This is a genomic window from Comamonas sp. 23 (assembly GCF_049601575.1).
Classification (GTDB): domain Bacteria; phylum Pseudomonadota; class Gammaproteobacteria; order Burkholderiales; family Burkholderiaceae_C; genus Comamonas; species Comamonas squillarum.
Genome location: NZ_CP187127.1, coordinates 4,828,990 through 4,845,460 on the forward strand (window position 1 = coordinate 4,828,990; position 16,471 = coordinate 4,845,460).

14 protein-coding genes are annotated in these 16,471 nt (G+C 63.9%); 3 read left to right on the forward strand and 11 right to left on the reverse strand.

All coding sequences use genetic code 11. The annotated features are described in order from the left end of the window. Positions 1–9 precede the first annotated feature (9 nt). From ACPEE1_RS21790 to ACPEE1_RS21820, 7 genes are all read right to left on the reverse strand, one after another. On the reverse strand, positions 10–2,385 hold the full coding sequence (locus ACPEE1_RS21790) for a DUF1631 domain-containing protein (RefSeq protein WP_260718693.1): 2,376 nt from the start codon (positions 2,383–2,385) through the stop codon (positions 10–12). A 27-nt stretch (positions 2,386–2,412) separates the two neighbouring features. Beyond that, positions 2,413–3,363, reverse strand: coding sequence for a protein translocase subunit SecF (gene secF / locus ACPEE1_RS21795; protein ID WP_021026467.1), 951 nt, complete (start codon positions 3,361–3,363; stop codon positions 2,413–2,415). Positions 3,364–3,374: 11 nt separating this feature from the next. Further along, positions 3,375–5,267 (reverse strand): protein translocase subunit SecD, encoded by a 1,893-nt coding sequence (gene secD, locus ACPEE1_RS21800; RefSeq protein ID WP_116926077.1) that lies wholly within the window; start codon positions 5,265–5,267, stop codon positions 3,375–3,377. 70 nt (positions 5,268–5,337) lie between these two features. After that, the gene (yajC, locus tag ACPEE1_RS21805; RefSeq protein ID WP_021026469.1) at positions 5,338–5,670 is read right to left on the reverse strand and encodes a preprotein translocase subunit YajC; all 333 of its coding nucleotides are present in this window, start codon (positions 5,668–5,670) and stop codon (positions 5,338–5,340) included. 363 nt (positions 5,671–6,033) lie between these two features. After that, a complete protein-coding gene (locus tag ACPEE1_RS21810) occupies positions 6,034–9,630 on the reverse strand; it encodes an indolepyruvate ferredoxin oxidoreductase family protein (RefSeq protein WP_182344663.1) in 3,597 nt (1,198 codons plus the stop codon). After that, a complete protein-coding gene (locus ACPEE1_RS21815) occupies positions 9,630–9,785 on the reverse strand; it encodes a hypothetical protein (RefSeq protein ID WP_165841186.1) in 156 nt (51 codons plus the stop codon). Before ACPEE1_RS21815 ends, ACPEE1_RS21810 begins: the two co-directional genes overlap by 1 nt. Next, positions 9,785–9,940 carry a hypothetical protein gene (locus ACPEE1_RS21820; RefSeq protein WP_165841185.1) on the reverse strand — a complete coding sequence of 52 codons (156 nt, stop codon included), beginning with the start codon at positions 9,938–9,940 and terminating at the stop codon, positions 9,785–9,787. Before ACPEE1_RS21820 ends, ACPEE1_RS21815 begins: the two co-directional genes overlap by 1 nt. Positions 9,941–10,176: 236 nt before the next feature. Here ACPEE1_RS21820 and ACPEE1_RS21825 point away from each other — a divergent pair, with 236 nt between their 5' ends. After that, positions 10,177–10,674, forward strand: coding sequence for an Lrp/AsnC family transcriptional regulator (locus ACPEE1_RS21825; RefSeq protein ID WP_116926075.1), 498 nt, complete (start codon positions 10,177–10,179; stop codon positions 10,672–10,674). A 75-nt stretch (positions 10,675–10,749) separates the two neighbouring features. Here ACPEE1_RS21825 and ACPEE1_RS21830 read toward each other — a convergent pair whose 3' ends face one another. Beyond that, a complete protein-coding gene (locus tag ACPEE1_RS21830) occupies positions 10,750–11,964 on the reverse strand; it encodes a murein transglycosylase A (RefSeq protein ID WP_116926201.1) in 1,215 nt (404 codons plus the stop codon). On the opposite strand from ACPEE1_RS21830, the gene ACPEE1_RS21835 reads away from it, so the two are divergent. After that, the gene (locus ACPEE1_RS21835; protein ID WP_021026473.1) at positions 11,924–12,052 is read left to right on the forward strand and encodes a hypothetical protein; all 129 of its coding nucleotides are present in this window, start codon (positions 11,924–11,926) and stop codon (positions 12,050–12,052) included. The genes ACPEE1_RS21830 and ACPEE1_RS21835 overlap by 41 nt on opposite strands. A 151-nt stretch (positions 12,053–12,203) precedes the next feature. Beyond that, on the forward strand, positions 12,204–12,854 hold the full coding sequence (locus ACPEE1_RS21840) for an OmpA family protein (RefSeq protein WP_021026474.1): 651 nt from the start codon (positions 12,204–12,206) through the stop codon (positions 12,852–12,854). Between the two features lie 80 nt (positions 12,855–12,934). Here ACPEE1_RS21840 and ACPEE1_RS21845 read toward each other — a convergent pair whose 3' ends face one another. From ACPEE1_RS21845 to ACPEE1_RS21855, 3 genes are read right to left on the reverse strand one after another with little or no spacing between them, the layout of a single operon-like run. Next, positions 12,935–13,564, reverse strand: a complete 630-nt coding sequence (locus ACPEE1_RS21845; protein WP_116926074.1) for a response regulator transcription factor — start codon at positions 13,562–13,564, stop codon at positions 12,935–12,937. A 10-nt stretch (positions 13,565–13,574) separates the two neighbouring features. Continuing rightward, on the reverse strand, positions 13,575–15,605 hold the full coding sequence (locus ACPEE1_RS21850) for a sensor histidine kinase (protein WP_116926200.1): 2,031 nt from the start codon (positions 15,603–15,605) through the stop codon (positions 13,575–13,577). After that, the gene (locus tag ACPEE1_RS21855; protein ID WP_182344659.1) at positions 15,605–16,420 is read right to left on the reverse strand and encodes a carbon-nitrogen hydrolase family protein; all 816 of its coding nucleotides are present in this window, start codon (positions 16,418–16,420) and stop codon (positions 15,605–15,607) included. The genes ACPEE1_RS21850 and ACPEE1_RS21855 overlap by 1 nt, the downstream gene beginning before the upstream one ends. Positions 16,421–16,471: the final 51 nt, after the last annotated feature.

Consider the following 16,471-nt stretch of genomic DNA (forward strand, 5'->3'; position numbering starts at 1 on the left):
CCAGCAGCCTTACTGCAGCAGCCGCTCGGGGTTGGCCTCAATCTTGGCCAGCGCATCGCGCGCGGCGCGCGCCGTGATGCCTTCGGCATCGCGCGGCAGCAGCAGGCCCGCCTGCAGGTAGTGGCCCATGCGCCGCATCTGAAAGAGAAAGCACGAGCCACTCAGCGCCGCAAATAGATGCAGCTGCTTGTGCTGGCTATGCCAAACATACTGCACCTGCAGCGGGCTGGCATTGTGGTCCAGCAGGAACCAGTTGCCCAGCGACAGGTTCTTCGCCCACTCCAGCACCTCGGGCTGCACCAGCGCACCATCATCGGCAATCACCTGGATGCTGCTGGTGTCGATGCCCAGCATCAGCTCGATGCTCTCGGCGCTGAGCGGGTACTCCTCGGTCACCACCTCGTCGAGGGCATCTTCCAGATGCGCCAGGCGCTCTGCCAGCGCAATGATGCGCTCCTGCGGGATCTCATTGGTCTTGGCCAGAAAGGCCTCGGCCACGATGTCCATCAGGCTCTTGATCATCTCGTCCTGGCGCTCGCCAACGATATTGGACAGCGTCAAACCCTGGCGCAGCACGGTTTGCAACAGCGGCAGCTGGCGGATCACCTTGGCACGCTCTTCCTTGCTGGGCTTGGCCGACGCCGACCAGACCAGGTCCAGCGCGGCCTTCTTGAATTTTTGCGTGTTCTCGTGCTCGGCGCCGAAGCGGATGGCCGACATGGCCAGCACATCGGACCACTGCTTGAACAGGAACTCGCGCACATCGCTGTCCACCGGCATCTCCAGCAGCATGTCGCGCAGCTGGATCGTGTACTGGATGGCCAGCGTTTCCTTTTGCTCGATCTGCTGGGCCAGGCTCACCAGCTCGCGCGCGGTGGCGGTCTGGCCGGTCAGGTTCTTTTCGAGGAATTTCTGGAATTCCTTGAGCACCAGCTGGAACACGCGGCTGCCGGTGTCGGGGTACTGCTCAATGACCTGCACCACCCGCTTGACCTCGGCTTCCAAGCTGGTGCCATTGAGCGCAGCGGCCTCAAAGCCCAGCACGCAGGCCCCCATGCGGTCGATCAGCTGGCGCGCGGGGTGCTCGGTGTCATTGAAGAAGGCCGGCTCGGCCAGCGCCACGCGCAGCACCGGCACCTGCAGCCGCGCAAACCAGATGCGGATACCGGCCGGAATGCGGTCTTCGTTCAGGATGCTCTGGAACATCAAGGCGATGATCTCGATGATCGCCTTTTCCTCGTCGGACGAGGCCACGCTCTTGAGCGCCGAGGATTGCTGGCGCACCGCCAGTGCCACCGGCGCCACCACCTGTCCGGGGTCAAAATCGTCATCAGCAGGCGCGGTATGGAACCAAGCCGACTGGATCGCCGTGGGCGGCGAGACCAGCGCATGCTGCAGCGCCGGCGAGATCACATAGCCGCCCGCGTCTCCCAGCGAGGCGCGCACCGAGGTCGGCCCGCCATTGGAGCGGCCACCGGCGACGTTGTGCAAAAAGCCCCGCAGCTGCGCCAGCACACCCTGGCTCTTCTGGCGGGCTGCGCCCATCGCCACCCATCCGGGGGCAGCGGCGCCGCCAGCAGGCATCAGGCCCGAAGGCATGCTGGCCGCGCCTGCGGTCCCTTGCGCTGCGGCCATGCCGCCCGCCTGGTGGGTGGCAGCAGCCACAGCAGCGGCTGCTGCAGAGGCGGTGGCGGCCGGCGCATGGCGCTCGCTTTCAGTGCGTTTGATGCGGTAGCTGCGCAGTTCATCTTCGGTGGCCGCGCCTTGCTCGTCAAAAAAGCGCCGCACGGCCGTGTAGCCGCTGATGCCCAGCGGCGCCAGCGCTTCGAGCATCGGCGTCCAGAGCAGGTCCAGCGTCTTGCGGCTGAGGCCAGCCGCTTCCCAGGCTTCGATCAGCCGCAGGCACCAGGTCTCGGGGCGCAGCGCATCGGCCGGGCCCAGCTCCTGGTCTTCCAGAAACTGGGTCACGCGGCGCACGCTGTCCAGCTCCATTGCGACCAGCTCCAGCAGCTGGGCTGCCAGGCGCGATGCGATGATGCGGCCTTCGATGGCCTCGTTGCTGACCAGCTCGAAGCTGGTGATGGTGGGAGGCGCTGCCACCGGCTCGGGGGCCGGCTCGCCCGCCAGCAGGCTTTGGCGCAGCAGCTTGTTGGCGCTGTCCAGCCAGGCTTGCTGGCGGCTGTCAAACTCGGTAATGGCGGCCGACAGCGCGACATGCGAGCGGGCGGGATCGGTACTGGGCCGCGCCATGATCTGGAGCAGCTCGGCGCGCAGGCGCGCTGCCACCCCGGGCAGACCCGCGCACAAGCCCCCGACAAATCTCAGCCGCGCTTCACGGGCGAGCTTTTTTTGCCAGGTGCGATGGTGCGAAGGTGCAACAGCCACAGAAATCCCATCCCTTATCGGTCTGCTTTATACCGTAGCCCCGGCATTGGGGTCGTTCGGGTCCAGGTCCTTTTGGCTGACCTTGACCAGGTCTTCGCGCTTGACGCCCAGCCACATGGCGATGGCCGCAGCAACGAACACCGACGAGTAGATACCAAAAAGAATACCAATGGTCAGCGCCAACGCAAAGTAATGCAAGCTGGCACCGCCAAAAAGAAACATCGACAGCACCATCGCTTCGGTGGAAGCGTGGGTGATGATGGTCCTGCTCATCGTCGAGGTGATGGCGTGGTCGATCACTTCGGGCGTGCTGAGCTTGCGGAACTTGCGGAATGCCTCGCGGATCCGGTCAAAGATCACCACCGACTCATTGACCGAGTAGCCCAGCACCGCCAGCACACCGGCGAGCACGGCCAGCGAGAACTCCCACTGGAAGAAGGCGAAAAAGCCCAGGATGATCACCACGTCATGCAAGTTGGCGATGGCTGCGGCCACACCGAACTTCCACTCAAAGCGCATCGCCAGGTAGATCACGATGCCCAGCACCACGGCGCCCAGCGCCATCAGGCCGCCGTGCACCAGCTCCTCACCGACCGAGGGGCCGACGAACTCGCTGCGCAGCAAGGTCACCCCTGGGTCTGCGGCCTTGAGCGCGCCCATGACCTTCTCGCCTTGCTGGGCAGTGGTCACGCCTTTCTCGATCGGCAGGCGGATCATCACGCGGTCGGCGCTGCCCACGTTCTGCACCAGGATATCCTGGTAGCCGAGCGAGGCGACCTGTTCGCGGATCTTGCCCACGTCGGCAGGCTGCTCGTAGGCCACCTGCATGACAGTACCGCCGGTGAACTCCACCGACAGGTGCAGGCCACGGGTGGTCAGGAAGAACACCGCCAGCACAAAGGTGATCACCGAAATCGCGTTGAGCACCAACGCGTATTTCATGAAAGGGATGTCTTTTTTGATACGGAAGAATTCCATGGTCTTCCTCCTTAACGTTTAGCAGATGCCACGGAGCGGTGGTCTTCGCCCTCGGGCTTCCAGACCTGACCGATCGACACGCTCTTGAGTTTCTTGCGGCGGCCATACCAGAGGTTGACCAGGCCACGCGAGAAGAACACGGCCGAGAACATGCTGGTCAGAATGCCGATGCAGTGCACCACGGCAAAACCGCGCACCGGGCCCGAGCCAAAGGCCAGCAGCGCCAGGCCCACGATCAAGGTGGTGACGTTGGAGTCCAAGATGGTGTGCCAGGCATGTTCATAACCGGCATGGATCGCCGCCTGCGGCGACGCACCGGCGCGCAATTCCTCGCGCACCCGCTCATTGATCAGCACGTTCGAGTCAATGGCCACACCAATGGCCAGCGCCATGGCGGCAATGCCCGGCAGGGTCAGGGTGGCCTGCAGCATCGACAGGATGGCCAGCAGCAGCAAGACGTTCACGCCCAGCGCAATGGTCGAGACCACGCCAAAGATCATGTAGTAGATGCACATGAAAACGGCGATCGCGATGAAGCCGCCCACAATGCTCTTGATACCGGCTTCCACGTTCTCTTTGCCCATGCTAGGGCCGATCGTGTATTCCTCGATGATTTCCATCGGCGCGGCCAGCGAGCCGGCGCGCAGCAGCAGCGAGGTATCGCTGGCTTCCTTGGTGCTCATGCTGCCCGAGATCTGCACGCGGCCGCCACCGATTTCGGAGCGGATCACAGGGGCAGTCACCACTTGGCCCTTGCCCTTTTCAAACAGCAGGATGGCCATGCGCTTGCCAATGTTCTCTCGCGTGACGTCCTTGAAGATGTTCGCGCCCTTGCCGTCCAGCGTCAGGTTCACGGTCGCTTCATGCGTCTGGCTGTCAAAGCCGGGTTGGGCGTCGTTCAGGTTCTCGCCGGTCAGGATGACCTGCTTTTTCACGACAATCGACTGGCCATGCGGGTCGCTGTACTTTTCAGAGCCAAAAGGCACGGGGCCGGTGCCCATTTCGGCAGCGCGTGCGTCCGAGCTGTCGTCGACCATGCGCACTTCCAGGGTCGCAGTACGGCCCAGGATGTCCTTGGCCTGTGCGGGATCCTGCACACCAGGCAGCTGCACGACGATGCGGTCGGAGCCTTGCTGCTGGATCACCGGCTCGGCCACGCCCAGCTCATTGATCCGGTTGTGCAAGGTCGTGATGTTCTGCTTGAGCGCTTGCTCTTGCACGCTGCGCAGCGATTCAGGCTTGATGTTGGCGCGCACCACATAGGCGCCGCCCGTGCTGACCACGTTGGCCTGCAGGTCGGGCATGGTGTCCACAATCAGGTTGCGCACCGTCGTGGCGGTGGCCTCGTCTTGCAGGCGCACTTCGAGCGACTGGCCTTCGCGGTTCACACCGCCGTGGCGAATCTTCTTGTCGCGCAGCGCCAGACGCACATCGCTGGTCAGCGCTTCGGTGCGCTTGGTCAGCGCTGCCTGCATGTCCACCTGCAAGGTGAAGTGCACACCACCGCGCAAGTCCAGACCCAGGTACATGGGCTTGGCATGCAAGGCGGTGAGCCAGGCGGGCGAGCGGGAGATCAGATTCAGCGCCACCACATAGGAGGGGTCGCTGGTGTCGGGGATCAGCACGCGCTCGAGCACGCCCTTGGCCTTGAGCTGCTCGTCTTCCTTGTCGAAGCGGGCACGGATCGAGCCGTTTTCCAGCGCGATGCTCAGCGGCTTGACGTCGGCATCGGCCAGCGCCGTCTCCACGCGCTGCTGCAATGCAGAATCGACCGTGACAGTCGCCTTGACCGAGGCGACCTGGACAGCAGGCGCCTCACCAAAAAAGTTGGGCAGGGTGTAAACAACCCCTACCAGAAGCGCGATCACAATGATCGCGTACTTCCAGACCGGATAACGGTTCATGATCGCGCTCTTACCTTACGCAAAATAGAAGGCGCAGCCATGCTGCGCCAATTGCTGTTTCAACAGTGGATTACTTCAGCGTACCCTTGGGCAGCACCTGCACCACAGCACCACGCTGCAGTTGCACGACGACGCCCTGGGCCAACTCTACTTGCAGGAACTGTTCGTCCAGGCCCACCACGCGGCCCACCAGGCCACCGTTGGTCGCCACTTCGTCGCCCTTGACCAGCGCGTCGATCATCGCACGGGCTTCCTTTTGGCGCTTCATCTGAGGACGGATCATCAGGAAATACAGCACCACAAACATCAGCACCAAAGGCAGCATGCTGGTGAGGGTGGAGGTCATGCCGCCGGAGGCAGCAGCAGCCGGTGCGGTCTGGGCAAAAGCAGAAGAGATAAACAAATGAAGCTCCCAACGTGGATGCAGGCCTTGCCTGGATGACCAAAACCAAGGCCCAAAGAGAAGCATTGTATGCGTGCCCCTCTGCGAACACCCAGGCAATACCTTGGATGCCTCTGGTTTTTCCGGTTGTTTTCATGGAATTAAGCAGCTTTCATGCCAGCGCATTGGTAGAAGTCACTATGGTTAACACAGCAGATCCGATGGTATTTAAGCGCCCAAATGCCTGGCCCACCCTGTGGGAGCTCCGCCCGATATGACAAATTTGTCACGCTACCCATCCCGGCAGGCTGACAAAAAAGCCGCCAGGCACGGAGTCCTGGCGGCTTGGTCGGCATGGCATGCAGAGGCTGATGGCCAATAGCTTTACACCCGAGCCGGTTCTGGCTTGGCGGCCACCGGCGCATTGCCAGCATCCGCTGGGGCACGCCAGCGCGCCATCAGCTGCTGCCATTTGGCACGGGCCGCAGCCAGGTGGCGTTCCTTGACATGGCCATAACCACGGATGTCTTCAGGAATGCTGGCGATCTCGACGGCCAGCGCCAGGCGCTCGGCGCTCAGTCCCTGCAGCAGCTCCTCGATGCAGGCACGGTACTCCTGGATCAGCGCGCGCTCGGTGCGGCGCTCTTCGGTGCGGCCAAAGATGTCGAGTGCGCCACCGCGCAGGCCCTTGAGCCCTGCCAGCACGCCAAAAGCCTTGCGCATCCAGCCGCCATAGGCCTTCTTGACCAGCTCGCCCTTGTCGTTGCGCTTGGCCGTGGTGGGCGGCGCCAGGTGGTGCACGATCTTGTAATCACCCTCGAACATGCTGGCAATCTTCTCGCTGAACTCAGCCGTGGTGTGCAGACGCGCCACCTCGTACTCGTCCTTGTAGGCCATCAGTTTGAACAGATAGCGCGCCACCGCCTGCGACAGGCGCGTGCTGCTGCCCAATGTCGCCTCGGCCGCATGCACCTGGTTCACAAAGGCCTGGTAGTCGGCCGCGTAGGCGCTGTCCTGGTAGTCGGTGAGGAAGGCCACGCGCTTGGCCACCAGCTCTTGCAAGGAGGGCTTTTTCACCAGCTGGATGACCTGCTGGGCGGCAAACATGGCCTGCACCTGGGTCAGGTTGGCGGCGCATTGGCGGCCCCACTCAAACGCGGCCTTGTTGTTGTCCACCTGCACACCGTTCAGTTCCATCGCCCGCATCAGTGCCGCATGGGACAGCGGCACCCGGCCCTTTTGCCAGGCGTAACCCAGGATCAGTGGGTTGGTGTAGATGCTGTCGCCCAGCGCCTGGGTGGCAATGTGCTCGGCATCGAACATGCCCACACCCTCTTGGCCGACTGCGGCCAGGATCGCCGATTCGCAACCGGCCTCGGGGAACTGCCAGTTGGGGTTGTGCACAAAGGCTGCCGTGGGCGCGCCATGGGTGTTGAGCGCCACAAAGGTGCGGCCCTGCTGCATAGCCGCCAAGGTGGTCTTGTTGGCCGCGACAATGGGGTCGCAGCCAATGATGAGGTCGGCCTTGGCCGTGTCCACCTTGGTGGTGTAGATGGCATCGGGTGAATTGGCGATCTGGATATGGCTCCAGGTCGAGCCGCCCTTTTGCGCCAGACCTGCCGCATCCTGCGTGACCACGCCCTTGCCTTCCAGGTGCGCAGCCATGCCCAGCAGCGAGCCGATCGTGATCACGCCGGTGCCGCCGACACCGGCCACCACAATGCCCCAGGCCTGCGTGGCCACAGGCAGCACCGGATCGGGCAAGGCGGGCAGCTTGGCCATATCGCCCTTTTTCTCCTTCTTGGCTTTTTTGAGCTGGCCGCCTTCGATGGTGACAAAGCTCGGGCAAAAGCCTTTGACGCAGGAGAAATCCTTGTTGCAGGTGCTTTGGTTAATCTTGCGCTTGCGGCCAAAATCGGTCTCGACCGGTTCGACCGACAGGCAGTTGGACTGCACCGAGCAGTCACCGCAGCCCTCACACACCGCCTCGTTGATGATGACGGTCTTGGCCGGCGTGGCCAGCGTGCCGCGTTTGCGGCGGCGGCGCTTTTCGGTTGCGCAGGTCTGGTCATAGATGATGGCCGTCGTGCCCTTGAGCTCGCGGAACTCGCGCTGGATGCGGTCGAGCTCGTCGCGGTGGTGCACGGTCACGCCAGCACCCAGCTGCACGCCTTGGTATTTTTCCGGCTCGTCGGTCACGATGACCAGCTTCTTGACCCCTTCGGACAACAGGCTGGTCATGATCTGCAGCACCGAGTGGCCCTCGGGCCGTTCGCCCACGCGCTGGCCACCGGTCATCGCCACGGCATCGTTGTAGAGCACCTTGTAGGTGATGTTCACACCCGAGGCAATGCTCTGGCGGATGGCCAGCAGTCCGCTGTGGAAGTAGGTGCCGTCACCCAGGTTCGAGAAGATATGCTGGTCGGTGGTGAACGGCGCCTGGCCGACCCAGGTCACACCTTCGCCGCCCATCTGCGTGAAGGTGCTGGTGTTGCGGTCGGGCATCCAGTTGACCATGTAATGGCAGCCAATGCCGGCTACGGCGCGGCTGCCTTCGGGCACGCGGGTGCTGGTGTTGTGCGGGCAGCCGCTGCAAAACCAGGGCAGGCGGTCGACCGACTCTTGCCCGCTGTCCTTCAGGCCCTGCTCGCGCGCGGCAATCACCTGCAGCCGCGCATCCATGCGGCGCACGATGTCATCGGGCACGCCCAGCTTTTTCAGGCGCTTGGCCAGCGCCTGCGCAATCAGCGCCGGGGTCAGGTCGGCCTTGGGGCGCAGCAGCCAGTGCTCGCTGGGGTTGGGCACCGACCACTCGCCGCCCGAGTGGTCGCCATCGGTCTCATCAAACTTGCCCAGCACGTGGGGGCGCACATCCGAGCGCCAGTTGTACAGCTCTTCCTTGAGCTGGTACTCGATCATCTGGCGCTTTTCCTCGACCACCAAAATCTCCTGCAGGCCCATCGCAAAGTCGCGTGTGATCGAGGCCTCGAGCGGCCAGACCACGTTGACCTTGTGCAGGCGGATGCCCAGCTGGCGGCAGGTGTCGTCGTCGAGACCCAGGTCGATCAGCGCCTGGCGCGTGTCATTGAAGGCCTTGCCGCTGGCGATGATGCCAAAGCGATCGTTGGGGGTGGAGATGACGTTGTAGTTGAGCTTGTTGGCGCGGATATAGGCCAGCGCCGCATACCACTTGTAGTCCATCAGGCGCGCTTCCTGCTCCAGCGGCGCATCGGGCCAGCGGATGTGCAGGCCGCCGGGCGGCATCACAAAGTCATCGGGGGTGATGATGTTGACGCGGTCCGGGTCCACCGAGACGCTGGCCGACGACTCCACGATCTCCTGGATCGTCTTCATGCCCGACCAGACGCCGGAGAAACGGCTCAGCGCAAACGCGTGCAGGCCCATGTCCAGGATGTCCTGCACGCTGGAGGGAAAGAACACCGGCGAGCCCACCGCCTTGAAGATGTGGTCGCTCTGGTGCGCCGCCGTCGAGGATTTGCTGATGTGGTCATCGCCCGCCAGCGCAATCACGCCGCCGTGCTTGGCCGTGCCCGCCATGTTGGCGTGCTTGAACACGTCCACGCTGCGGTCCACGCCCGGGCCCTTGCCGTACCAGATGCCAAAGACACCGTCGAACTTCTTGCTCTGCGGGTACAGGTCGAGTTGCTGCGTGCCCCAGACGGCCGTGGCACCCAGCTCTTCGTTGACGCCGGGCTGGAACTCGATGTGGTTTTCCTTGAGGTGCTTTTTGGCCGCCCACAGCGCCTGGTCGTAGCCGCCCAGGGGCGAACCCCGGTAGCCGCTGATAAAGCCTGCGGTATTGAGGCCCTGCAAGGCATCGCGCTGGCGCTGCAGCATCGGCAGGCGAACGAGGGCTTGCACCCCGCTCATGAAGGCACGGCCATGGGCCAATGCGTATTTGTCGTCGAGCGTGACGGTTTCCAGCGCCTTGCGAACGGACTCGGGCAGTGAAGCGTTCATCACACACCTCCTTGGCAAACAGGCTCGACGCCAAATACGCCACGTGCGGCTGCGCCGCCCGCTGCGTTTTTGTGTTGCAACCCGCGTTGCAGGTTGTCATCGAGCGTGACGGTTTCCAGCGCTTTGCGAACAGACTCGGGCAGTGAAGCGTTCATCACACACCTCCTTGGCAAACAGGCTCGACGCCAAATTCGCCACGTGCGGCTGCGCCGCCCGCTGCATATTTGTGTTGCAACCTGCGCTGCAGGTTGTCATCAAGCGTGACCGTCTCCAGCGCTTTGCGGACGGACTCGGGGAGTGAGGCATTCATCGTCTTGTCTCCTGGGGAGAGCACCCGGTGGCCGCTTGTGGCAGGTCCGGGATTGTGGGGCGTTATAAGAATCTGGCACCCGCAGATACCAGCAATGCATCCGGGGGCCAGCGGGCACGGCAAAACACCAGGCCCTTCATCGCTGCAGTGTATGACGGGCAGCAAGAATAAAGTATTCTTTTCCTTGCCGGGGTTTACCTAGTATTTGAAAGAATCTTGCTCAATAATGGTGATAAATGAACCAAATTGACAAATTCGACTGGGCCATCCTCTACGAGCTGCAAAAAAACGCCCGTTTGACGAATGCCGAACTGGCCCAGCGCGTGGGCCTGTCGGCCGCGCCCTGCTGGCGCCGGGTACGGGCGCTTGAGGAGGCCGGCTACATCACCGGCTACCACGCGACCTTGGACCGCCACAAGCTCGGCCTGGGCGTGCTGGCCTTTGTGCGCGTCGATGCCGCGCAGAACACCGCCGATATCACCTTGCGCATGGAGGAATCGATCCGCCTGCTGCCCGAGGTCACGTCGTGCCACTACATCAGTGGCGCGGGTACGTTTGAGCTGCAGGTGGTCGCCAAGGACCTGGAGAGTTTTTCCAGCTTTATCCGCAATGTGCTGCTGCACCTGCCCAATGTGAAAGATGTGCACACCACCTTTTCGCTCGGCGAGGTCAAATCCAGCAGCGCCTTGCCGCTGCCGATGACGGCCAACCCCAAGGGCGCGCCTTCGCGTTGACCGCAGCGGGCACCGCAACAGCGCCATGCAAAAGGCCAGCCTCGCAGCTGGCCTTGGTGGCTCCAACCCTGCGCCTCAGCGCTTGGCCACGCCCCGGGGCCACAGCACCCACAGGCGCAGCGGCTGCTTGACCCGGCCGGCGAAATCACCCGCCTCATGGCCCCAGCCGGCAAAGTAGTCGGCGCGCACGGCGCCCAGGATGGCACTGCCCGTGTCCTGCGCCATCACCAGGCGGTTGAGCTGCACGGTAGGGCCGGTGGACGACAGCCACACGGGGGTGCCGTAGGGAATGCTGCCCCGGTCCACCGCAATCGAGCGGCCAGGGGTCAGCGGCACACCCTGGGCGCCATTGGGGCCAAACTCGGCATCGAGCGGCGACAGCGGCTCTTCCTTGAAGAACACATAGCGCGGGTTGCTCCAGAGCAGCTCGTTGACGCGGGTCGGGTTCGCGGCAATCCAGGCCTTGATGCCCGGCCAGGTCGCATCGCGCACCAGGCCCTGGTCGAGCAGCCATTTGCCAATGCTCTTGTAGGGATGGTCATTGGTGGCGGCATAGGCCACACGGATCAGGCGCACCGAGCCATCGGCCTCCTGGATGCGCACCCGGCCCGAGCCCTGGATGTGCAGCACCATCGCATCGACCGGGTCGTTGACCCAGGCAATCACCTTGTCCTGCAGCTCGGCCTGCACCTGCGGCAGGGTCTCGATCTGCTGGCGGCTGAACCAGGGCTTGCGCGTACCCAGCGTGGCTGGCGACCGGTACAGCGGGATCGAATAGCCATTGCCCGGTTGGCGCGTGCCATCGAGCATGGGCTCGAAATAGCTGGTCAGCATGCCATCGGGGTTGCCGTCGAGCGATTCGACGCGGTAGGGCTGAAAGCGCGACACCATCCAGGCGCGCTGCTCTTCGGTCGAGGCCAGGCTCATGCGCCGCACCTCGGAGCAGAACTGCGCAAACGGCGCGGGCGGGCGGCTGCAGCTTTTGATCCAGGCGTTCCAGGCATCGGCCAGGTTGTCCTGCTCCAAGCCGGGCACCGACGACCAGTGCACCGGCACCCAGCGGCTCTTGGCCTGCTGGATTGCCGGGGGCAGCGGCTCATTGGCATCGGGTGGCAGCACCTCGATGCTGCCCGATACCGGCGGGCGGGTGGTCGGCGAAGACGGCTGGTCCAAAGGGACTTGGCTGGAGCAGGCGGCCAGAATTCCTACAATCGCAGCCATCGACAGCGTACGTAAGGAGCGGGTACCGATGGGACTGATATTGCTGGAAGCGCTATTGGCGTTGGTCATACTGGTGGCGATCGTCTGGTGGACGATGTTTGCCGGTCGCAAAAAAGGGGAAATCGTAAGCAAAGATGAGCAGCCTCCTCGCGACTAGCTTGCGCAAATCGTAGGACATGGCCGCTCATTGCCGTCATTTTTACCATTTTTGAACTTTGTCTCTGGCATTTGGCAGTTCTACTGCCCACAATTTGCATCCACGGCATGCTCCATTTCCGGAGCGGCCCTTGCATCAGAGGAGTTCAAGCATGCGTAAACAAATTCTAGTCTCTGCCGTTGCCAGTCTGGCCATCCTGAGCGGTTGCGCCAACATGTCTGACACCCAACGCCAAACCGCCACCGGCGCCGGCGTGGGCGCACTGGGCGGCGCTGCCGTGGGTGCGATCGCTGGCGGCCATGCAGGCTCGGGCGCGGTGATCGGCGCGGGCATTGGCGCGCTGGGCACCTACATCTGGTCGCAACACATGCAAAAGCAAAAGCAGGAGATGGAGCAGGCCACCCAGGGCACCGGTGTGGTGGTGACGCAGACGCCGGACAACCAGCTCAAGCTCGATATCCCCAGCGACATCTCGTTCCAGACCAACCGCTCGGACATCCAGGGCAACTTCGCCCCCATCCTGGACCGCTTTGCCGAAGGCCTGCGCAACAACCCCAATGCCCAGGTGCGCATCATCGGCCACACCGACAGCACCGGCAACGACGGCATCAACGACCCGCTGTCGCTCGCCCGCGCCGAGAGCGCCCGCAACTACCTGACGCAGCGCGGCGTGAACGGCGCGCGCATCCAGGTGCAGGGCATGGGCTCGCGCCAGCCCGTGGCCAGCAATGACACCCCGGCTGGCCGCGCGCACAACCGCCGCGTCGAGATTTATGTCGGTGAAGTGCAGCCAGGCCGTTAACACCTGCCTGTGCGGAATACACAAAGGGCATCAGTTCAAGGACTGGCGCCCTTTTTTGTGGGCCCGCGCTAACGGCAGACTCAGGAAAGATCGCGCAGCAGGTTGGCCAGCTCCACCGCTGATTTGACCTGCATCTTGTCAAACACCCGGGCCCGGTGCACTTCGACCGTGCGCACGCTGATGGTCAGCTCATCGGCAATCAGCTTGTTGGGCAGGCCATCGATCACCAGGCGCATGACGGCCTGCTCGCGGTCCGTCAGCTCGGCCACGCGCTCGCGCACGCCTTGCTGCGAGCGCAGCGTCTCCAGATAGTCGCTCGATGCCTGCAGCGCATGCTCGATACGGTCGACCAGCACGTTGTCGGAAAACGGCTTTTCGCAAAAATCAAAGGCACCGCGCTTGACGGTGGCCACCGCCGTGGGTACATCGGCGTGGCCGGTCAAAAAAATCACTGGCAAGGCGGCAATCACATCCATCTCGACCAAGCGGTCAAACAGCGCCAGGCCACTCATGCCGGGCATGCGCACATCCAGGAGCGCACAGGCCGGGTCCACCTGGGGCGGGCGGCTGCGCAGCATGGCCTCAAAGGCCTCGGCCGAGGCAAAACTCTCGCTGAGCAAGCGGCGCGAGCGCAGCATCCAGGCCAGGGCATCGCGCACCTCGGCATCATCATCGACGATATACACGGTCGCATTCACAAGCGGCTGCATCTCTGAACTTTCAATCGTTGCGCCAGGTTGGCAGGGTAAAACTGAAGATGGTCCCGCGGGGCTGGTTGGGCAGATAGCGCAAGTGGCTGCCATGCTGCTCGACCACAGTGCGGCACAGGCTCAGGCCCAGGCCCATGCCTTCCTCCTTGGTGGTGAAGAAGGGGGTGTAGAGGCGTGCGGCCACCTCCTCGGTGATGCCCTCGCCCACATCGGCCACGACAAACTCCACCCAGGACCGGCCATCGTCGCTGGGCGCCAGCCGCACCAGCATCTGCAGCACCCGGGGGTGCGTGCCGCCATAGTCCATGGCCTGCATGCCATTGCGGCTGAGGTTGAGCAGCACCTGCTCGACCATGGTCCGGTCACAGAAAACGGCGGGCAAGCCCGGCGCGACCTCGGTGGCCACATCGACATAGAGTTTACGCGCCTGCAGCCGCACCAGCGGCAATACCGCGTCCATCAGCTCGGAGGCCTGCAAAAACTCGCGCGACTGGTCGCGCCGGCGCACAAAGCCATGCACGCTCTTGATGACCTTGCCCGCCCGCTCGGCCTGGAAGGCCATGCGCTGCACGGCCATGCGCACATCGGGCAGGTGCTCCTGCACCTCATCGGGCGAGGCGCCATCGGGCAGCAGGTTCATGATGCCCGTCGCATAGCTGGAGATCGCGGCCAGCGGCTGGTTGAGTTCGTGGCTCAGCAGCGAGGCCATCTCGCCCACCGTCGCCAGGCGCGCGGTGGCCTGCAGGCGCTCCTGCGAGGCGCGCGAGAGCTCCTCGACCCGGCGCTGCTCGCTCATGTCGACAAAGGCGCTCATCCATCCGGTATGCAGCCCGGCGGCATTGATCAGCGGGGCCTCGAAAATCAGCACCGGAAAGCGCCGGCCTTCTTTGTGCATGAAGGTCGATTCATAGCCCTCGCGCGGCGGCGGCAAATGGCCTGACAGGCGGATCTGCTGGCGGCGCGCGTATTCGGGCGCCATCTCCGGCGGCCAGTAAGGCGTGGCCTTGCTCGGGTCCAGAATCTCCTCGGCCGAAAAGCCCACCATCTCGCAAAACGCCGGGTTCACATAGGTGACCTTGCCATGCAGGTCGCGCGCGCGCAGCCCTGTCACCAGCGAGTCTTCCATCGCCTTGCGAAAGGCCAGCGCATCACCCAGATCGCGCTCGGCTTTCAGGCGGCGGCGGTTGTCGCGCACCAGCACCACCAGCACGGTGATCAGCGCGATCGACATGCCGGTGACCAGGGCGGTGAGCACATTGGGAAAGACATTGGGCGCCGCATGCCAGCTGTCCACCCGCAGCATCAGCGCCACGCCGGGCAGATCGAGCAGCTGGTTGGAGGTGAACACGCGCGTGCCGCGCCGGGGCGTGCTGACAATCGCCAGCCGCGTGCCATCGGTCTCGGTGAAGGACAGCTCATGGTTGCGGCGCAGGCTCTCGTTGACCAGGTCCGACAGCACGTTCTGCAGGATGTAGGTGGCCACCGCAAAGCCGTGCAGCTGGTCACCAGTAATCACCGGCACGCACAGTTCGAGCAGCTCCAGCCCGGTGCCATTGCCCTGCGACAGGAAATAGCTGCCCGCGTACGAGGCTGCTCCCGTGTTGCGGGCACGCAGGCAGGCGGTATGGCTCTCGGTGTTCATGCCGGTGCGGTCAATGGCCGACCACTGCAGGTTCAAATAAGGCGACTCCTCGCTGGCCTCGATCTGCAGCTGCGGGTTGCGCCACTCGATATGCGCCAGGTCACGCTGGTTGCGCAAGATGGTGGCCGCGGCCGACTGCCAGGCCATCACATCGCTGTCATAGCGCGGCATGCTGCGCAGGCGGTTGACGTTGTCGTTGAACCGGCTGCGGATATCGCTGACGGCATCTTGGGCCTCACGGTCCAGGCGCTGCTGCACTTCAGAGATCTCATAGCGCCCGGCCAGCCAGACCTGGGTAACCAAGGTGCCCGCCACCAGCAGCACCAGCGCCGACCACAGCGACCAACGCCGCCAGCTCTGGTGCCAGCGCTGCGCCAGCGACTGCGCCCAATGCGCCATCAGCATACGCGGTGCTGCAAGGCAGGCAGCTGCTGGCGCCAGCGCTGCAGTTGCGCCCAGTCCAGGTCGGCCAGCACCATGCCGGGCTCGCTCGCCTGCAGCGCCATCACCTCGCCCCAGGGGTTGATGGCCATGCTGTGGCCCCAGGTGCGGCGGCCGTTTTCATGCTGGCCGCCTTGGGCTGCGGCCAGCACATAGGCCAGGTTCTCGACGGCACGCGCGCGCAGCAGCAGCTCCCAGTGCGCCTGGCCTGTGGTGTAGGTAAAGGCGCTGGGCACCAGCATCAGCTGGGCGCCCGCCTGCGCATGCAGGCGGTAGAGCTCGGGAAAGCGCAGGTCGTAGCAGATGCTCAGGCCGATGCGCCAGCGGTGGCCATCGTGGCTGGGCAGGTCAAAGTGCACCGGCGCATGGCCAGGCGCGATGACGCGGTGTTCGTCATAGGACTCGCGCTCGTTGGCATAGCAAAACAAATGCATCTTGTCGTAGCGCACCACGCAGTCGCCCTGCGGGTTGTAGACGCAGCTGCTGTTGTAGACATGCGCGGCGTCCGGCCCCTGCAGCGGCACGGTGCCGCCAACGATCCACAGCCCCAGGCTGCGGGCGCTGTCGGCCAGGAACCGCTGCATGGGGCCTTCGCCAAACGGCTCGGCCAGCGCCAGCTTGTCGGTATCGCGCTCGCCCATCAGGCAGAAGTACTCGGGCAGCACCGCCAGCTCCGCACCAGCGGCTGCCGCCTGCTGCAACAGCTGCCAGGCCTGCGCGCGGTTGTGCTCCCAGTCTGTGCTGGTCACCATTTGGAGTGCGGTTACTTTCATCGATGCATCCTGCAAGAGAAACTGGCAGCTATTATCCGTAACCGCTGACCG